The following is a 17,760-nucleotide window of genomic DNA, read 5'->3' as shown; positions in this document are numbered from 1 at the left end:
CAGATCTTCGCGGTGCGCGCCAACGAGATCATCCTGATGAGCCAGCCGCGCCCGGTGCGCTCGGTGCATATGAGCGAGGGCTGGACCCCTGAAACCGTGGGCGAGATCGCCATGCCGGCCATGCGCAACAGCTTCTTCAAGCTGGAGCGTTCCCCCGACGTGATCAGCTGGGATCCGATCTGACCCCCATGCCATCCCGGAGGACACCATCATGAGCATCAACGGCAAGGCCTATATCGTCGGGGCCTATGAGCACCCGACCCGCAAGGCACCGGACAAGTCGGTGGCGCAGCTGCACGCCGAGAGCGCCAAGGGCGCGCTGCAAGACGCCGGCCTGACGCTGGCTGACGTCGACGGCTACTTCTGCGCCGGCGACGCGCCGGGGCTGGGCGCGGTCAACATGGTCGACTATCTCGGCCTCAGGGTGCGCCATGTCGACTCCACCGACACCGGCGGCTCGGCCTACCTGGTCCATGTCTCGCACGCGGCGCAGGCCATCGCGGCCGGCAAGTGCAATGTGGCCCTGATCACGCTGGCGGGCCGCCCGCGTTCGGAAGGCTCCAGCGGCACCCAGGCGCGCAACTGGGGCGCCAACCTGCCCGACGCGCCGTTCGAGAGCCCGTTCAGCCCGGTCACGGTCAACCTGTACGCGATGGCGGCCATGCGCCATATGCACGAGTACGGCACCACCGCCGAGCAGCTCGCCTGGGTCAAGGTGGCCGCATCGCACCACGCGCGGCACAACCCCCATGCCATGCTGCGCGACGTGGTCACGGTCGAGGACGTGCTGAGCTCGCCGATGATTTCCGATCCGCTGCACAAGCTCGACTGCTGCGTGGTATCGGACGGCGGCGGCGCGCTGATCGTGGCGCGCCCGGAAATCGCCGCCACCCTGAAGCGGCCCAGGGTGAAGATCCTCGGCGCCGGCGAGTACATCAAGGGCCAGCTCGGTGGCGAAGTCGACCTGAGCTGGTCCGGTGCGCGCTTCTCGGGCGCGGCGGCGTTTGCCGAAGCGGGCGTTACCCCGGCCGACATCAAGTATGCGTCGATCTACGACAGCTTCACCATTACCGTGCTGATGCAGCTGGAAGACCTGGGCTTCTGCAAGAAAGGCGAAGGCGGCAAGTTCGTCGCCGACGGCAACCTGATCTCGGGCGTGGGCAAGCTGCCCATCAACACCGACGGCGGCGGCCTGTGCAACAACCATCCGGCCAACCGCGGCGGCATCACCAAGGTCATCGAAGCCGTGCGCCAGCTGCGCGGCGAGGCCCATCCGACGGTGCAGGTCGCCAACTGCGACCTGGCGCTGGCGCAAGGCACCGGCGGCTACCTGGGCTCGCGCCACGGCAGCGCCACCCTGATCCTTGAACGTGAATGATGCGCGAGAGCAATGACATGACGACCCCACATACCCCCATTGCCTACAAGGCGCCGGACCAGCAGCCCGACAACCTGCCCTTCTGGCAGGCCGCGCGCGAAGGGCAATTGCTGATCAAGGTCTGCGACGACTGCGGCAAGCCCCACTGGTATCCGCGCGTGCTGTGCCCGTTCTGCATGGGCACCACCTCATGGAAGCAGGCCAGCGGCCGCGGCACGATCTACAGCTTCAGCGTGACGCGTCGCGCAGGCCCCAATCCGTTCTGCATCGCCTATGTGACGCTGGAAGAAGGCGTGGCCATGATGACCCATATCGTCGACTGCGACCTCGACACGGTGCGGATCGGGCAGAAGGTGCAGGTGAAGTTTTCGCCCAGCGATGGCGGCGCCCCGGTACCGACCTTCACGCTGGCCTGAGCCGCGCGGTGCCGCAGGCCTTGCCTGCGGCACCGCCGCCTTTGCATCAACCCAAAGTGACTTCCATGACTGCATCCCCTTCCCTGGCCTTCCTGCTGCATCCCCGCTCGGTCGCCATCATCGGCGCTTCCGACGATCCCGCGCGGATCGGCGGGCGCCCCATCGCGGCCATGCGCGCGCTTGGCTACGCCGGCCGCATCCTGCCGGTCAACCCGAAACACGCCGAGGTACAGGGCCTGACCGCCTACGCCAGCGTCGCCGACCTGCCTGAAACGCCCGACGTCGCAGTGGTGGCGGTGCCGGCCGCGCACGTCCCGGACACCATCGCTGCATTGGGCGAGCGCGGCGTGCGCGCCGCCATCCTGTTCAGCGCCGGCTTCGCCGAAGTCGGCGGCGACGGCGAGGCACGCCAGGCAGAGTTGCTGGCCATCGCGCGCCGCACCGGCATCCGCCTGCTCGGGCCCAATGCCCTTGGCCTGGTCAATGTGCATATCGGCTTTGTCGGCAGCTTCGCGTCAAGCATTGGCCTGGGCACGCTGCGCGCCGGCTCGGTCGGCATCGTCAGCCAGTCCGGCGCCTATGGCGGCCACCTGGCGATGGCAGCCCGGAACGCCGACATCGGCCTGTCCAGCGTCATCATGACCGGCAACGAGGCCGACCTCACGCTGGGCGATGCGCTGCAGCTGCTGGTGGATGATCCCGCCACCCGGGTCATCGCCCTGTACTCGGAGGGCATCAACGACGGCAATGGGCTGGTGTCGGCCCTGCAGGCGGCGCGCCGGGCACGCAAGCCGGTGGTGATGATGAAAGTCGGACGCAGCGAGCTGGGCGGCGCCGCGGCGCGCTCGCACACGGCCTCCATCGCCGGCGACGACGCCGTGGTGGACGCGGTGCTGGCTGAACTGGGCGTGGTGCGCGCGCGCAGCACCGAGGACATGCTCGATATCGTGCGCCTGGCCCAGCGCGGCATCTTCCCCGCCGCCAACACGCTGGGCGTGATCACCGTCAGCGGCGGCGCCGGGGTGATCGTTTCCGATGCCGCTGAGGAGCTCGGCCTGGCGATGCCGGAGATGCCGGCCCCGGTGCAGTCGCGCCTGCTGGAGCTGCTGCCGATCTGCTCGCCGCGCAACCCGGTGGACACCACCGCGCAGTTCGTCAACGACCTGTCGCTGATCGAGCCCTTCACCGAAGCCATGGTGCGCGACGGCGGCTACCGCTCGGTGCTCGGCTTCTTTACGTATGCCGGCAGCACGCCGTCGGTGGCGCCCGAGCTGCGCAGCCAGCTGGCGCGCTTGCGAGAGCGCTACCCGGACCGGCTCTATGTGCTGGTGCTGCAGGGCCCGCGCGAGGTACTGCGCGCCTATGAAGACGAGGGCTTCACGGTGTTCGAAGACCCCACCCGCGCGGTCCGGGCGATTGCCGCCATGGGCCGTTACGGAGAGGCCTTCGCGGTGCAGGCAGAGCCGCTGCCCGCGGTCTCGCCGGTCGCCCTGCCCGACGAAACGCCGTCCGAAGCGCAAGCCAAGCGCCTGCTGGCTGGCGCCGGCATCGCGTGCGCGCCCGAGCGCGCCTGCACGGATGCAGAGTCCGCCGTGCTCGCCGCACGCGAGATCGGCTACCCGGTCGTGATGAAGATCCTGTCGCCGGACATCCTGCACAAGTCCGAAATCGGCGGCGTGCTGCTCGGCGTGCAGGACGACGCCGGCGTGCGCGAAGGCTTCCCCGCGCTGCTGGCCCGCGCCCGCAGCGCCGTGCCCGGCGCGCAGCTGGACGGCGTGCTGGTGGCGCGCCAGCTCAGCGGCGGCGTCGAATGCATCCTTGGCATCAAGCAGGATCCGGCATTCGGGCCGATCGCCATGTTCGGCCTGGGCGGCATCTTTGTCGAAGTGCTGCGCGATGTGGTCTTCCACCGCTGTCCGTTCAATGAAGACGTCGCCGAGCGGCTGATCCGTTCGATCCGCGGCGCGCCGCTGTTGCTGGGCGCGCGCGGCCGCCCGCCGGCAGACATCCGCGCGCTCGCGCGCACGCTGTCGCGGCTGTCGGTGTTCGCCGCCGGCGCCGGACCGCGCCTGCAGGCCGTGGACCTGAACCCGGTGATCGCGCTGCCCGATGGCCAGGGCGCCTATGCGGTCGACGCCGTGCTCGAACTCGGCAGCCCGGGCTGAACGCCCCCCTCAGAACAACGTGCGTCCCGCGGACCGGGACGCGGACCAACTAAGGAGAGCAGCAACATGGACTTTGATACCCCTGGCGAATGGGTCGAATTCGGCGATGCGCTGATCAAGTTCATCGACCGCGAAGTGGCCGCGCTGGAGCATGAGCACCGTGCCCTGCTGGGCAGCGAACGCACCATCTACGACGAGAACGGCCGCTACACGCCTGCCGTGCTGGCGCTGCGCCGCCAGGTGCGCATGCGCTCGGCGGAGCTGGGCTTCTATACCGCGCTCAGCGCCGAGTCTCTCGGCGGCGGCGGGCTCGGGCCGCAGGCATCGGTGTATATCCAGGAGCGGCTGAACGCGCACTGCGGACCGGAGCGCCACCTGGTGCAGACCGTGGTGCTGCCGTCGCCCTTCACCAACGGGCTGTCGCCGGTGCTCAGGCATATGGACCCGGCCCTGCTCGACACCGTGCGCGATGGGCTCGCCAGCGGCGACAAGACCATGTGCTTCGGGCTGTCGGAACCGGACGCCGGCTCCGACGTGCTGGGCATGCGCACACGTGCGGTACGCGATGGCGACCACTGGGTGCTGAACGGCACCAAGCAATGGATCACCAATGCCCCCTACGCCGACTACGCGATGATCTTCGCGGTCACGGATGAAGAGAAGGCGCGGGCCCGCAAGGGCGGCATCACCGGCTTCTTCGTGCCGACCGGTACGCCGGGCTTCTCGGTGCCGAGCGTGATCCCGATCATGGGCCACCTGGGCGCGGATATCGGCATCGTCTCGCTGGACAACGTGCGCGTGCCCGACAGCCACCGCCTCGGTCCGGCAGACCGCGGCCTGAATGTGGCGCTGGACGGCGTCAACGCCGGCCGCCTGAGCATGGCCGCCACCTGCCTGGGGCTGGCGCAATGGGCGCTGGCGCAGGCGCTGGAGTACGCCAGGGTGCGCAAGACCTTCGGCCAGCCCATCGCCGAACACCAGGCAGTGCAGATGATGCTGGCCGAAAGCGCCATGGACATCTATGCCGCCAAGTCGATGATCCGGCATTGCGCCTGGCTGGTCGACCACGACCTGCCGGCCACCAAGGAGGTGTCGATGGTCAAGGCCGGCGCCACCGAGATGGTGGGCCGCGTCTACGACCGCGCCATCCAGATCCACGGCGGCATGGGCCTGACCAATGAGCTCAGGCTCGAAGCCGGCTATCGCTGGGCGCGCACCATGCGCATCCCCGACGGCACCTCGGAGATCCAGCGCCGCACCATCGCGCGCCGGCTGCTGGATGGCGATACCGCGTTCTGACGGCAACTGCAACATGACAGAGGAGACAACCATGACCCACATCGATCTGCCCGATGCAGGCGTCGCCGCCGCCCCCACGGACCCGCTTGCGGTGGATGCCGCAGTGGCGCTCGGCGACGTGCCGCGCGTCTTCCATATGCCGCACACCACCCTGGCGGAGAACCTTGAGATCTCGGCCCGGCGCTTCCCCGACAAGGTCGCGGTCCAGTTCTACCACGGCGCCACCACCTATGCCGAACTGCTGGCGCAGGTGGAGCGCATGGCCGGCTACCTGCAGCAGGCATGCGGCGTGCGCCGAGGCGACCGCGTGGTGCTGCTCAGCCAGAACAGCCCGCAGTTCATCGTGGCCTACCACGCGATCCTGCGCGCCGATGCCGTGGTGGTGCCGGCCAACGCCATGCTGCTGGAAGACGAGCTGCGCCATATCGTCACCGACAGCGGCGCGGTGGCCGCGTTTGCCGCAACCGAACTGGTCGGCCAGGTGGCGCCGCTGGTCGGCACCACGCCGCTGCGCCACGTGATCGTGCATCACTATGGCGATGCCCTGCCCGCGCAGCCCGACGACAGCCTCGCGATTCCGGACTGGGTGCAGCAGCGCTCGTCGGGCGCGGCGTTGCCGGCCGGCGCCGTCCACTGGCAGCAGGCCATGGCCGCCGGCATCACGCCATCGCCGCGCGCCGCAGGCGTGGACGACCTGTGCATGCTGCCCTATACCTCGGGCACCACCGGGGCGCCCAAGGCCTGCATGCACACGCACCGCACGGTGATGGTGTCGGTGGCGGGCTCGCAGCTGTGGCGGCGCTCGCACGCCGAATCGACCTTCCTGGCGGTGGCGCCGATGTTCCACCTGCTCGGACTGCAGAACGGCGTCAACGCGCCGGTCTACATGGGCGGCACCATCGTGCTGCTGCCGCGCTGGGACCGGCGCACCGCGGCGCAGCTGGTAGCGCGCCATCGCGTCACGTTCTGGGCGGCGCCGCCGCCGATGCTGGTGGAGTTCTTCGCGCAGCCGGATGTCGAATCATTTGACCTGGGCAGCCTGGCCTGCGTGGTCGGGGGCGGCGCGGCGGTGCCCGACAGCACCGCGCGGGTGATGAAGGAGCGCTACGGACTGCAGTTCGTCGAAGGCTACGGCCTGACGGAGACCGCCTCGTTCATCATCGCCAACCCGCTCGCCGCGCCGCGCTCCGGGCACCTGGGCGTGCCGACCTACGGCGTCGACGCGCGCGTCATCGATCCCGCCACGCTGGCCGAAGTGCCGCGCGGCGAAGTCGGCGAGATCGTGGTGCACGGCGCGCAGGTGATGCTGGGCTACTGGAACCAGCCCGCGGCCAATGCCGAGAGCTTTATCACGATCGACGGCAAGCGCTTCTTCCGTACCGGCGACCTTGCCAGCGTCGATGCCGACGGCTACTTCGTCATGCGCGACCGCCTCAAGCGCATGGTCAACGCCTCGGGCTACAAGGTGTGGCCGGCCGAGGTGGAAGCGATCCTGCATACCCACCCTGCCATCCTGGAAGCCTGTGTGATCGCCGCGCGCGATCCGCACCGGGGCGAGACCGTGAAGGCCGTGATCGTGCGGCGTGACGGCGCCGGCGTTTCCGAGGAAGAGTTGCTGGCGTGGTGCCGCACCAGCATGGCGACCTACAAGGCGCCGCGCATCGTGCAGTTTGTCGAGCGCCTGCCGCGCTCCGCCACCGGCAAGATCGCATGGCGCGAACTGCAGGAGCAGGAGATGCAGGGCGCTCCGCTGCCGAACCATAAGGCCTAGCACAGCCGCAAGTAAAACGGCGCGCCGGTCCGCAAGGTCCGGCGCGCTGTTCTGTTCTTGCCGGCCACTGCAGCATGGCCGTCGCATCGCTTTCAGGCTGTCAATGCATCCCTTGCCGACATGGCGTTGCCGCGCCGGCTGATGGTCCAGGCCGTAAAGGGATCCGCCGCGCTGCGGTGCTGGGTCCAGCGCGTGCTGCAGGTATCGCACTGGTGCTCGCGCGTCTGGCATTGCACGCCGGCGGCCAGGCTGCGCCACTGCATGTCGCCCAGCGGACGCAAGGCACCGTGGCCGTTGGCACAGCGCGCATCCAGGCGCAGGCGCTCGCAGCGGCGGCACGGCGGCCGCACCGATGCGGCGGGCAGCACCCGCAGCTGCGCGGCAGCCGGTGGCGGCGCCACCACGGGCAGCACTGCGGCCTGCGCATCTTCCATCCGCGCGGTCATGCCGACGCGGCTGCGCGTGCGGTGCAGCGCCGCCCAGTACAACGCGCGCACCGCATCGGAGCCGTCGCACATCGCCGCGGCGCGGCAGCGCTCGGCATGCCGGTGCAGCGGCAGGCCGAACTCGGCGGCCGAGGCAAAGCAGACCACCTGCGCGCGCGGCGAGCCGTCTTCGATCCAGCGCTCGAACAACTGCGCCAGCCGATGGCGGCAGGCGTCGTCATCACCGTCGGCCTGCGCGAGCGCGAGACGATGCGCACGCCGGCTCAGCGAGCGCACCTCCTGCCTGAGCTCGCTCAGGACCGGCAACAGGCGTGCGGCCTGCCGTGTCCGCGTTGGCGCTGCAATTGCGCGCTGGGTATTGCTCACTTCTGGCTCCGGCTCACTTCGTCTTCCGGCCCGCACTGGCGGCCGCATGGTGAACCGATTATAGGAGCGCCTTTGTGCAGCGCAGGAAGGGTGGGCGGCCTCCTACCTGATACGGGTGGGGCTAGGGTGTGCCGGCTTTTGGTCTACTTGCAACCTGCAAAAGCGCAATCAAGGGCATGGGTGCATCCCATGCAAACAGGACTGGGCAAGAGGAGAACCACCATGGGTGTACTGAGCGGAATCCGCGTACTGGAATTCGAAGCCATCGGGCCGGGCCCGTTCGGCGCAATGCTGCTGGCCGACATGGGCGCCGACGTGCTGCGCGTCGACCGCCCGGCGGCGCCGGCCGACCTGGGGCCCAAGTCGGCCACCGGCAAACGCGTGGATATCACCGGACGCGGCCGCCGTTCGGTCACGCTGGACCTGAAGCAGCCGCAAGCGCAGCGCGCGGCGCTGGCGCTGGTCGAACGCGCCGACGTGGTGATCGAAGGCTTTCGCCCGGGCACCATGGAACGCCTGGGCCTGGGGCCCGACACCGCGCTGGCGCTCAACCCCAAGCTGGTCTATGCGCGCATGACCGGCTGGGGACAGACCGGCCCGCTGGCCGACCGTGCCGGCCATGACCTGAACTATGTCGCGCTGTCCGGCGTGTTGTCGGGTATCGGCCGCGCCGGGCAGGCACCGGTACCGCCGCTGAACCTGGTCGGGGACTATGGCGGCGGCGGCATGCTGCTGGCGCTCGGCGTGGTGGCGGCGCTGCTCAATGTGCAGCGCGGCGGCAAGGGCCAGGTGGTCGACGCGGCCATGACCGAAGGCGCCGCGCAACTGGGCGCGGTGTTCTGGGGCATGCTGGCCTCGGGCAACTGGCGCGAACAGCGCCAGGCCAACGTGCTCGACGGCGGCGCGCCCTGGTATGACAGCTACCGCACGCGCGACGGCAAGTACATGTCGATCGGCCCGGTCGAGGGCCGCTTCTACGCCGAGCTGCTGGACAAGCTGGGCCTTGCCGGCAAGGATCTGCCGGCCCAGTACGACCGCAACGGCTGGCCCGCGCTGCGCAAGCAGTTCGAGGCCGTCTTCCTGACCCGCACGCGCGACGAATGGTGCGCCGTGTTCGAAGGCAGCGATGCCTGCATCGCACCCGTGCTGGAATTCAGCGAAGCGCCCAACCACCCCCATCACCGCGCGCGCGGCAGCTTTGTCGAAATCGCGGGCGTGGTGCAGCCGGCACCGGCGCCGCGCTTCCTTGGCACGCCCTCCGGGATCTCCGGGCCCGCGCCGGCGCGCGGCGAGCATGGCGCCGCCGCGCTGCGCGACTGGGGCTTCGATGCCGATGGCGTGGCCCGGTTGCAGGCACAGGGCCTGGGCCTGATGGCAGAGCGCTAAGGCTCACCCGCGCGGCTGGCGCCGCTGTACAACGCAATCTCCACCTGGCCGGCATCGTCCGGCTGCGTGCTTTGCTCCGGCCTCATGCCGGAGCTTTCTTTTCCTGGCTGCCACGCTGACTGGCCGCCAACTAGGGCAATCCCGCCCAGCCGAATTGGGGGGCGTGCAAGCTGCCTGGCATCCTATAACTTCCCACATGCAGCCAGTCTTGCTGCGCAGCCTTCTACCCCCTTTCCCGAGGTATCACATCATGCGCATGAAGTCCCTGATCGCGATGGCAGCGATGGCGTGGAGCGCCGCCAGCGGTGCCCAGAGCTACCCGTCGCGCCCCATCACCTTTGTTGTCCCGGGCCCGCCCGGCGGCGCCACCGACACCGTGGCGCGCGCGCTGGCCGAGGACATGGGCAAGCGCCTCGGACAAACCATCATCGTCGACAACAAGCCCGGCGGCGCGGGCGTGATCGCGGTGCAGGCCATCACGCGCGGCGCGCCGGATGGCTACACGATCCTGCTCACCCACTCCTCGCCGCTGATCAACACGCCGCATCTGTACCGCAACGTGCCATACGACGTGCGCCGGGACCTGGCCTTCATCACCGAGGTGTGCGTCGGCAAGATCGTGCTGGCCGTGAACCGGGACGTGCCGGCGAAAAACGTGCAGCAGTTCCTGGACTGGGCCGCGAAGAACAAGGGCAAGGTCAGCTACGGCTCCTACGGCGTCGGCACCTTCCCCCACCTTGTCGGTGCGCACCTGAACCAGGTGCGCGGCCTGGACATGGCGCACGTGGCCTACAAGGGTGAAGCACCGATGGCGCAGGACCTGATCTCCGGCAACGTCGCCTGGGCGATCGGCTCGATGAGCACGCTCGGCCCACATATCAAGAGCGGCCGGCTTGCCGCCCTCGCCGTGATGGGCGACAAGCGCATCAAGGAACTGCCCGACGTACCGACCTTGGCCGAGGCCGGGCTGAAAGAGCAGGAACTGCGCTCGCCCGCCTGGCTTGGCCTGTTTGCGCGCGCCGGCACGCCGGCGGCGGTCCTGTCGCGGCTGGAAGCGCAAGCGCGGGCGTCGATCCAGTCGCCGGCCATGCGCGCGCGGCTCGAGGCGCTGGCCATGGATCCGGTGGGCAACTCTGCGGCGGAGTTCCGGCGCGAATTCGACGCGACCGAGCCCGTGGTCGCCCAGATGATCAAGGCCAGCGGCGCCACCGCGGAATAAGGCACGCGCGCAGCCGGCCGGCCAGCGCGGTCAGCCCGGCCGCTGCGCCGCGCTGCGCGCCACCAGGATGGCATCGTAGCGGCGCGAGACATTGAGCTTGCCGTAGATCTGCCGCAGGTTCCACTTGACGGTGTCGACGCTCAGGTTGAGCACCAGCGCAATGCGCTTGTTCGACATCGACTGCTCCAGCAGCGCCAGGATCTCGCGCTCGCGCGGGGTCAGCAGCCGGCCCTTGCCGACGTCGGCCGGCGGCAACGCGGCCGGCGCGGCGGCGGGCTCGGCCGGCCCGGGCGGCGGCGCCGGCATCGCGGCGGCCTCGCACAGGCGCGCCAGGTATGCTCCGCGCCCCGCCGCGCCACCGTCCTCCCTGCCAGCCATGCCTGCCAGCAAGCCGAAGGTACGTTCGCCTTCGTCGAGGATGGTGCGCACCAGCCCCAGCCGCTCGCCCGCCGCCAGCGCGGCTTCGAGGTACGGTGCCGCTTCATCGGGACGATAGAGGTCGTCGAGCGCGGTGGCCTGCAGCAGGTCGACCGTCACAAGCAGCGGTTCCCGCACCGAAGCCACGTACAGGCCACGCACGGTGCCAAGCGCGGCAAGCGCCTGCGCGGGCTCGCCTTGCGCCAGCGCCAGCCGGGCGCGGGCCAGCGCCGCCACGGCGGCGATTTCCTGGCCGCGCGGCGTAGCGCCCGGATCGTGCCGGCCGAGTTCCTCCAGCGAGGCCTGCAGCCGCTGCGCGTGGCGCAGGTCCTTGCCCAGCAGCGCCAGGCGCTGGCGCTCGGCCGCCACGCGCGCCACCCCGCGCGGCAGGCCACGGCGGTGGAACATGGCTTCGGCTTCCACCAGTTCCGCCAGGGCTTCATGGCGAGCGCCGGCCAGCCATTGCAGCCGGGCATGGCACAGCGCCGCTTCGATCAGCACGTCCGGGGTGCCGGTACGCAGCGTCTGCAGCCGGCCCGCCAGCACTTCGCTGGCTTCGGCAATGCGGTCCTGCTCGTACAGCGCGGCAGCCACCGGCACTGCGCACAGGCTGGCCGCGATCGAGCGGCGCCCATAGGCATGCTGCGCGGCCGCCAGCACGTCCGTGCCGAGCCGCAGCGTCTCGTAGGCATTGCCCTCGACCCAGGCCATCAGCGCCATCGTGCCGGCACCCATCAGCGCGATCTCGGTGTCGCCGGGCTGCGCCGCGCAGCGGTATGGCGCACGCGAGCGCGGCTGGCAGCCCAGCAGGGTGCCGTAGCGCAACGCCAGGCTCATGCGGATCTGCTCGAGCGCGGGATTGCCCGGCGGCCTGCCCTGCAGGCTGTCGAGCAGCGACTGCACCCGCGCGTGGTCGTCCTGCTGCGCGGCAATGGTCGCACGCATCACCGTGGCGTGCACGACGGTATCCACGCCGGGCCCGGCACTGGCTTCCCAGCGCCGGATCCAGTGCTCGGCGTGCTGCGGCCGCACCGATACCACGCATGCCCAGGCCGAGGCCAGCAGCAGCGCCGGGTGCAACGCCAGCCGCGCGGGTGCAATGCCGTCGGCCCACTGCAGGAAGTCGCGCAGCGGACTGACGCCGGGCAAGTGGGCCGCGGTTGCCTCCACCAGCGCCAGCACGCGGCCAAAGTCGCCGCTGCGCAGCGCGTGTCCGATGGCCTCCGCCGGCTTGCCGCAATGGTCCAGCCACGCGGACGCAAGCCCGTGCAGCCGCTGCAGCTCAGGCAGTCCATGCGGCCCGGGGCCCGTGCCGTGCTCCAGCTCATGCAGCAGGTGCGCCCGCAACAACGGGTGGAAACGGTACCAGCCGTGCCCGCTCCCATCGGCAACCTCATCCGGCTCGGGCGGGGCTGGCTCCAGGAACAGGCCGCGCGCGGCGATCTCGGCAAGGCGCGCCGGCGCCTGCGCGCAGCCGGCAAGCAGCGCGGCAAGATCGGCATGGATGCGGCGCGGCACCGCAAGACAGCGCATGAAGTCCAGCAGCGCCGGCGGCAATCCGGCGGTCACTTCCTCCTGCCAGTAGGCATGCAGGGCAGCGGATTGCGCATGCGGCCACGCCGGCTCCTGGCCCATGCGCAGCGATGCGGCAACCAGCTCCACGCCGGCGGGCCAGCCTTCGGTGACTTCCTGCAGCGCCACCGCCATGTCGATCGCGGCTTGCGAGTTCTCCCGGCGCGCGGTGTGTCCTTCCACGCGCTGGCCCACGAAGGCCAGGGTTTCGGCAACGCTGAAGGCCAGCTCGGCGCGGCCGGCTTCGGCCAGCTCCCGGCCGGCGCGCAGCCGGGCCAGGGCCAGCCCGGCCTCGCCGCGCGCCGCGGCGACGATATGCAGGTGCGGCAGGCGCGCGCACAGCACGCCCTGCAGGAAGGCCAGCGTGGCCGGGTGCCGCAGGCGGTCGAGACCGTCCAGCATCAGGTAGACCTCGCCGGGCACGCCGTCCAGCAGCGCGACGAAGGCAGGCAGCAAGGCGGCGGGGTGCGCCGGGTCGCTGCCAAATTCCTGGCCGGGGCGGCACAGCCGGATGCCGGCCTGCCGCAGGCTGGCATCGAGGCTGGCGCAGAACTGGCTCAGGTCGTCGTCTTCCGGCGCGAGCGTGAGCCAGGCCACGCGCGCGCCGCCGGCCATCAGGCGGTGGCGCCACTGCGCCATGACCGTGGTCTTGCCGTAGCCGGCCGGCGCAGTCAGCAATATCAGCCGGCCATGCCGGGCATGGTGCAGGCGCTGCAGCAGGACCTCGCGCGCAATCGAGCGCCGGTTCTGGCGCGGCGGCACGAGGCGGGTCGCGACGGCAGCATGTATGGTTTCCATGGGCGTCCAGCGGTGCGCAATCGAAGCGGGGCAAAGGGACGAAGGAGCGAAGGCATGAACAGGCACGCGCTTCGCCAGCGGGCTTGCCGCTGCGCGAATATAAGGCGACGCCCTGTGACCGGACATCCGGCAAACCCTTCCCCACCTGTTCCGGGTGGCCCGCGGGTGCTGTGCGCGTCTCACCCGGGCCACCCGGACAGCCGGCCTGGCCGCGTCTGCCAGTACAATTGCGACAACGTGCCGCCTTTGCCCGGCATCGCGCTGCCCCACCCGCATTTCCTCCGCACCTCACCTGCACCGTCCTGCCTCGTCCATGCCCCAGACGCCAGCCAATCCGCCAGCCGCTCCCCGTAGCCAGCCCGCCGCGCCAGTCTCGCAGCCGTCCCGGCCGGCGTCGCTGCGCAGCGCGGCGCGCGTGGTCGCGCGCGAGCGCCTGCTGGCGCAGCTGACCGAGGCACGGCGCCGGCGCTGCATCGTGCTGCAGGGCCCGGCCGGCTACGGCAAGACCGCGCTGCTGACCGCGTGGCGGCTGGACCTGCTCGCGCTCGGCTTCGACATGGCCGCGCTGACGCTGGAGCCGGCCGACAACGAGCGCCAGCGCTGGCTCGACCGCCTGCTCGGCTGCCTGTCCGAGGTCAGCCCCGCGCTGACGCGCGAAGCCATGGTGCTGGCCGACCGCGGCACCGACGACGAAGCCGTCGAGCGCGCCATCATCGCGCTGGTGCGCGGCATTGCCGCCCATCCGCGCGACGTGACGCTGGTGCTCGACGACGTGCACCACCTGACGGCGCGCGTGCTGGAGCCGCTGCAGTGGCTGCTCGACTATGCCCCGGCCAATTTCCACGTGGTGCTGGCCTCGCGCGTAGCGCTGCCGCTGTCGCTCGGGCGCCTGCGCGACCAGGGCATGCTGCTGGAGCTGGACCAGCGCGACCTGCGCTTCACGCTGGCTGAATCGCAGCATTTCCTGCGCGCCCAGCTTGGCGACATCAGCCCGCGCGATGCGCGCATGCTGCACGAGCTGACCGACGGCTGGGTGGCCGGCCTGCAGCTCTTTGCCGCGCACTGGAAGCGCAAGAAGGCCAACGCCAGCGGCCTCACCTTTGCCACCGGCTTCGTGCAGGCCAGCGTGCAGGATGCCGGCGCCTTCGCCGAGTATTTCGAACGCGAGGTGCTGTCGCGCCTGGCGCCGGACGAAGCCGAGCTGCTGGTGCGCGCCGCCTCGTGCGAACGCTTCACCGCATCGCTGTGCGAGGCGCTGGGCGAGCAGGCAATGGGCGGCGAAGGCGAGATCCTGGCGCTGCTGACACGGCTGGAACAGGAGAACCTGTTCATCACGCCCGCGCAGGGGCCCGAACGCGAAGCCTGGTACCGCCTGCATCCGCTGCTGCGCGAAACACTGGCGCAGCGGTTCCGCTCGCGCAGCGAGTCGCAGCAGCGCGCTGTGCACGCGGCGGCATGGCGCTGGTTCCGCGACCATCGCATGCTGGAAGAGGCCGTGCGCCATGCGGTGCTGGCGGGCGATGCCGACACCGCGGCCGACCTGGTGCAGCGCTTTGCCGACACCCTGATGATGCGCGGCGAGGTGCGCAAGGCGCTCGGCCTGCTGCGCGCCATCCCCGCCGATCAGGTGCAGGCGCGCCCCGAACTGCGCCTGCTGGCGCTGCGCATGCAGATGTTCTCGCGCGACCTCGACCAATGCGCCGCGGCCGCCAACCGGCTGGAGGCCGATATCCCGCCTGGCGACAGCTCGCTGCGCTACCGGCTGTCGCTGCTGCGCTTTTCCCTGGCGGTGCTGCGCGACGATACCCAGAGCGCCCTGGCGCTGCTGCCGCAGATCGAGGCAGCGCCCCCCGACCTTGCGGCCCTCTTCATCGGCTCGCGCAACAACCTGCTGTCGTGGCTCTACATGCACCTGGGCGACTACGAGCGCGCCCGCCGCATCCAGACCGAGGCGCCGCCCCTGTTGATCGACGGCGCGCCGCTGCTGGGCACCGCCAGCGGCATGCTCAACGGCCGCTGCATGATCGGCTTCAGCCATGCGCTGGAAGGCAACGTGATCCAGGCCGAGCGCGTCGCCCGCGACGTGCTGCGTGAAGTCGAACAGGTGGGCCACGGCGGCGCCGGCGCCGGCCCCGAGCCGGAATACTTTGCCGCGGCGCTGCTCGGCGAAGTGCTGTATGAACAGAACGACCTGGACGCTGCGCGCCGGCTGCTGGAAGACCGCGTCGACGTGCTCGAACGGGTATCGATCCCCGATTCGGTGCTGCGGGTGCACACCGTGCTCGCGGCCGCGCACTGGCTCAGCGGCCACCGGCTTGATGCCTTCGCCCAGCTGGAGCGGCTGGAGGACTACGGCACGCAGCTGCACCTGGACCGCCTGGTCGCGCAGAGCCTGGCCAACCAGTTCCGGCTGCACCTGGCCGGCGGCGACATTGCCGCCGCCGAGGCCGTGCTGGCCCGCCTGGACGCCATTGCCGCACGCCATCGCAACGCGCCGCGCGGTTCGCTGGACGCGATCCACATGGTGACCGAGCGCGCCCACGTGCTGCTCAGCCTGGCGCATGACGACATGCGCGGGGCCGCGGCCCGCATGGCGCCGCTGATCGCCTACTGCGAGACGCGCGGCTGGCAACGCCATGTGGCGCAGCTGCATATGCTGGCGGCGGTGGTGGCATCGCGGCGCGGCGAGACCGGGCCGGCACGCGCGCATGTGCTGGAAGGCTTGCGCCGGGGCCACCGCCTCGGCCTGATGCGCAGCCTGATCGACGCCTGCCCGGGCGCGCTCGCCCAGATCGCCGGCGCGGCCGCCGACCCCACGCTGGATCCGGTGCTGGCCTTCTATGTCGAACGCCTGCAGGCCGCCGTGCCGCCACGTGCCGACGCAGCGGGCGCGGCCGGATGCACCGCCGCCGTCGCAACCGCCGGTGGCACCGCCAAGGCCGACGCGCGCTTTGAGGAACTGAGCGATCGCGAAGCCGATGTCGTGCGCCTGCTCGGCCAGGCCCTGCCCAACAAGAAGATCGCGCGCACCCTGGGCCTGTCGCCGGAGACGGTGAAATGGCACTTGCGCAACATCTTCCGCAAGCTGGGCGTCAGCAGCCGCGACGAGGCCGTGGCCCGCGCCCGCGACCGCGAACTGGACCAGGCCGGCGGCGCCCAGCCGCCTGAAGCGCCGCACTGACGGCGCGCCCTCTCCCTCTCCCTCCCCCGCTCCCCCTCCCCAACGCCGCGCAACCCATGCGCGGCACCCCCTCTTTGCTGTCTCCGGCCACCTGACGCGGGTGGTGTTCGCGGCCCCCTCCTCCCCGGTACCTTAGCGCCATACCAGTGGCCGCATACCTTGGCCGAGGCAACCTCCCGCAGACCGATATCCGGAGTCACCCAATGGAAATCAACCGCACCATCTATCGTGACGACCACGAGATGTTCCGTACCACCGTACGCCGCTTCCTGGAACGCGAATGCCTGCCCAGGCAAGCCGAATGGGACAAGGCCGGCAAGGTCGACCGCGAGACCTGGCTCAAGGCCGGCCGCGAAGGCCTGCTGTGCGTGACGCTGCCGACCGAGTACGGCGGCGGCGGCGGTGACTTCGGCCACTGCGCGGTGTTCGCCGAGGAATACGCCCGCGTCGGCCTGAGCGGCGTCGGCTTCGGCGTGCACTCGGACATCATCGCGCCATACATCGCCCGCCTCGGCAATGAAGAGCAGAAGCAACGCTGGCTGCCCAAGGTCTGCTCCGGCGAATACATCCTGGCCATCGGCATGACCGAGCCGGGCACCGGCAGCGACCTCAAGGCGATCCGCACCACCGCTACCCGCGACGGTGACGAATACGTGATCAACGGCAGCAAGACCTTCATCAGCAACGGGCTCAACGCCGACCTGATCATCATGGTCTGCAAGACCGACCCCGCCGCCGGCGCGCGCGGCGTCAGCCTGATCGTGGTGGAAGCCGACCGCGAAGGCTTCCGCCGCGGCCGCAAGCTGGACAAGGTCGGCCAGCACGCGCAGGACACCGCCGAGCTGTTCTTCGACAACGTGCGCGTGCCGGTGGCCAACCTGCTGGGCGAGGAAGGCAAGGGCTTTGCCTACCTGATGACCGAGCTGCCGCAGGAGCGGCTGTCGATCGCCGTCAGCGCCGCCGCCAAGCTGGAGGTCTGCCTGGAGCACACGCTGGCCTACGTCAAGGACCGCAAAGCCTTCAACCAGACCGTGTGGGACTTCCAGAACACCAAGTTCAAGCTGGCCGACATCAAGACGCAGGCCATCTCCGTGCGCCTGATGATCGACCACTACATCGGCGAGCACGTCCGCCGCCGGCTGACGCTGGAAGAAGCCGCCATCGCCAAGCTGCATTCGACCGAAGTGCTGGGCATCGCGCTGGATCAGATGGTGCAGTTGCACGGTGGCTACGGCTACATGATGGAGTACCCGGTGGCGCGCGCCTTTGCCGACATGCGCGTGACCCGCATCTACGGCGGCACCAGCGAAGTGATGCGCGAACTAATCGCCCGCAAGCTGTAAGCA

At 70.3% G+C, this 17,760-nt stretch carries 11 protein-coding genes and 1 pseudogene; 10 read left to right on the top strand and 2 right to left on the bottom strand.

Annotated features, from left to right (window positions below; all coding sequences use genetic code 11):
- The 6 genes and pseudogenes from AC3WVS_RS26955 to AC3WVS_RS26930 form a co-directional block, all read left to right on the top strand.
- Positions 1 to 183: pseudogene (locus AC3WVS_RS26955) on the top strand (3-hydroxyacyl-CoA dehydrogenase); the annotation flags it as partial.
- Positions 184 to 211: 28 nt separating this feature from the next.
- On the top strand, positions 212 to 1,378 hold the full coding sequence (locus AC3WVS_RS26950) for a thiolase family protein (RefSeq protein ID WP_492321052.1): 1,167 nt from the start codon (positions 212 to 214) through the stop codon (positions 1,376 to 1,378).
- 17 nt (positions 1,379 to 1,395) lie between these two features.
- Entirely contained in the window at positions 1,396 to 1,794 is a 399-nt protein-coding gene (locus AC3WVS_RS26945) for a Zn-ribbon domain-containing OB-fold protein (protein ID WP_492321051.1), read from the top strand.
- A gap of 65 nt (positions 1,795 to 1,859) precedes the next feature.
- Entirely contained in the window at positions 1,860 to 3,959 is a 2,100-nt protein-coding gene (locus AC3WVS_RS26940) for an acetate--CoA ligase family protein (RefSeq protein WP_492321050.1), read from the top strand.
- Positions 3,960 to 4,025: 66 nt separating this feature from the next.
- On the top strand, positions 4,026 to 5,258 hold the full coding sequence (locus AC3WVS_RS26935; protein WP_492321049.1) for an acyl-CoA dehydrogenase family protein: 1,233 nt from the start codon (positions 4,026 to 4,028) through the stop codon (positions 5,256 to 5,258).
- Positions 5,259 to 5,289: 31 nt separating this feature from the next.
- On the top strand, positions 5,290 to 7,029 hold the full coding sequence (locus AC3WVS_RS26930; protein WP_492321048.1) for a long-chain fatty acid--CoA ligase: 1,740 nt from the start codon (positions 5,290 to 5,292) through the stop codon (positions 7,027 to 7,029).
- A 92-nt stretch (positions 7,030 to 7,121) separates the two neighbouring features.
- Here the strand turns inward: AC3WVS_RS26930 and AC3WVS_RS26925 are convergent, their stop codons facing one another.
- Entirely contained in the window at positions 7,122 to 7,841 is a 720-nt protein-coding gene (locus AC3WVS_RS26925) for a hypothetical protein (protein WP_492321047.1), read from the bottom strand.
- A gap of 222 nt (positions 7,842 to 8,063) precedes the next feature.
- On the opposite strand from AC3WVS_RS26925, the gene AC3WVS_RS26920 reads away from it, so the two are divergent.
- Positions 8,064 to 9,227 (top strand): CaiB/BaiF CoA transferase family protein, encoded by a 1,164-nt coding sequence (locus AC3WVS_RS26920; protein WP_492321046.1) that lies wholly within the window; start codon positions 8,064 to 8,066, stop codon positions 9,225 to 9,227.
- Between the two features lie 250 nt (positions 9,228 to 9,477).
- The gene (locus AC3WVS_RS26915; RefSeq protein ID WP_492321045.1) at positions 9,478 to 10,446 is read left to right on the top strand and encodes a Bug family tripartite tricarboxylate transporter substrate binding protein; all 969 of its coding nucleotides are present in this window, start codon (positions 9,478 to 9,480) and stop codon (positions 10,444 to 10,446) included.
- Between the two features lie 30 nt (positions 10,447 to 10,476).
- On the opposite strand, the gene AC3WVS_RS26910 is transcribed toward AC3WVS_RS26915, so the two are convergent.
- On the bottom strand, positions 10,477 to 13,233 hold the full coding sequence (locus tag AC3WVS_RS26910) for a winged helix-turn-helix domain-containing protein (RefSeq protein WP_492321044.1): 2,757 nt from the start codon (positions 13,231 to 13,233) through the stop codon (positions 10,477 to 10,479).
- A 313-nt stretch (positions 13,234 to 13,546) separates the two neighbouring features.
- On the opposite strand from AC3WVS_RS26910, the gene AC3WVS_RS26905 reads away from it, so the two are divergent.
- Both AC3WVS_RS26905 and AC3WVS_RS26900 read left to right on the top strand, forming a co-directional pair.
- The gene (locus AC3WVS_RS26905; RefSeq protein ID WP_492321043.1) at positions 13,547 to 16,414 is read left to right on the top strand and encodes a winged helix-turn-helix domain-containing protein; all 2,868 of its coding nucleotides are present in this window, start codon (positions 13,547 to 13,549) and stop codon (positions 16,412 to 16,414) included.
- A 203-nt stretch (positions 16,415 to 16,617) separates the two neighbouring features.
- Positions 16,618 to 17,757, top strand: coding sequence for an acyl-CoA dehydrogenase family protein (locus tag AC3WVS_RS26900; protein ID WP_492321042.1), 1,140 nt, complete (start codon positions 16,618 to 16,620; stop codon positions 17,755 to 17,757).
- Positions 17,758 to 17,760 lie beyond the last annotated feature (3 nt).

It is taken from the genome of Cupriavidus sp. CPT47-8839-RL05A (assembly GCF_058792255.1).
The sequence above is the reverse complement of the archived record's forward strand: the minus strand, read 5'-3'. Positions and strand labels throughout refer to the sequence as shown.

Excerpts from the sequence above, each read along its gene's own strand:
- AC3WVS_RS26930 (WP_492321048.1), top strand. The coding sequence starts at position 5,290 with ATGACCCACATCGATCTGCCCGATGCAGGCGTCGCCGCCGCCCCCACG.
- AC3WVS_RS26940 (WP_492321050.1), top strand. The coding sequence starts at position 1,860 with ATGACTGCATCCCCTTCCCTGGCCTTCCTGCTGCATCCCCGCTCGGTC.
- AC3WVS_RS26920 (WP_492321046.1), top strand. The coding sequence starts at position 8,064 with ATGGGTGTACTGAGCGGAATCCGCGTACTGGAATTCGAAGCCATCGGG.
- AC3WVS_RS26900 (WP_492321042.1), top strand. The coding sequence starts at position 16,618 with ATGGAAATCAACCGCACCATCTATCGTGACGACCACGAGATGTTCCGT.
- AC3WVS_RS26935 (WP_492321049.1), top strand. The coding sequence starts at position 4,026 with ATGGACTTTGATACCCCTGGCGAATGGGTCGAATTCGGCGATGCGCTG.
- AC3WVS_RS26910 (WP_492321044.1), bottom strand. The coding sequence starts at position 13,233 with ATGGAAACCATACATGCTGCCGTCGCGACCCGCCTCGTGCCGCCGCGC.
- AC3WVS_RS26945 (WP_492321051.1), top strand. The coding sequence starts at position 1,396 with ATGACGACCCCACATACCCCCATTGCCTACAAGGCGCCGGACCAGCAG.
- AC3WVS_RS26915 (WP_492321045.1), top strand. The coding sequence starts at position 9,478 with ATGCGCATGAAGTCCCTGATCGCGATGGCAGCGATGGCGTGGAGCGCC.
- AC3WVS_RS26905 (WP_492321043.1), top strand. The coding sequence starts at position 13,547 with ATGCCCCAGACGCCAGCCAATCCGCCAGCCGCTCCCCGTAGCCAGCCC.
- AC3WVS_RS26950 (WP_492321052.1), top strand. The coding sequence starts at position 212 with ATGAGCATCAACGGCAAGGCCTATATCGTCGGGGCCTATGAGCACCCG.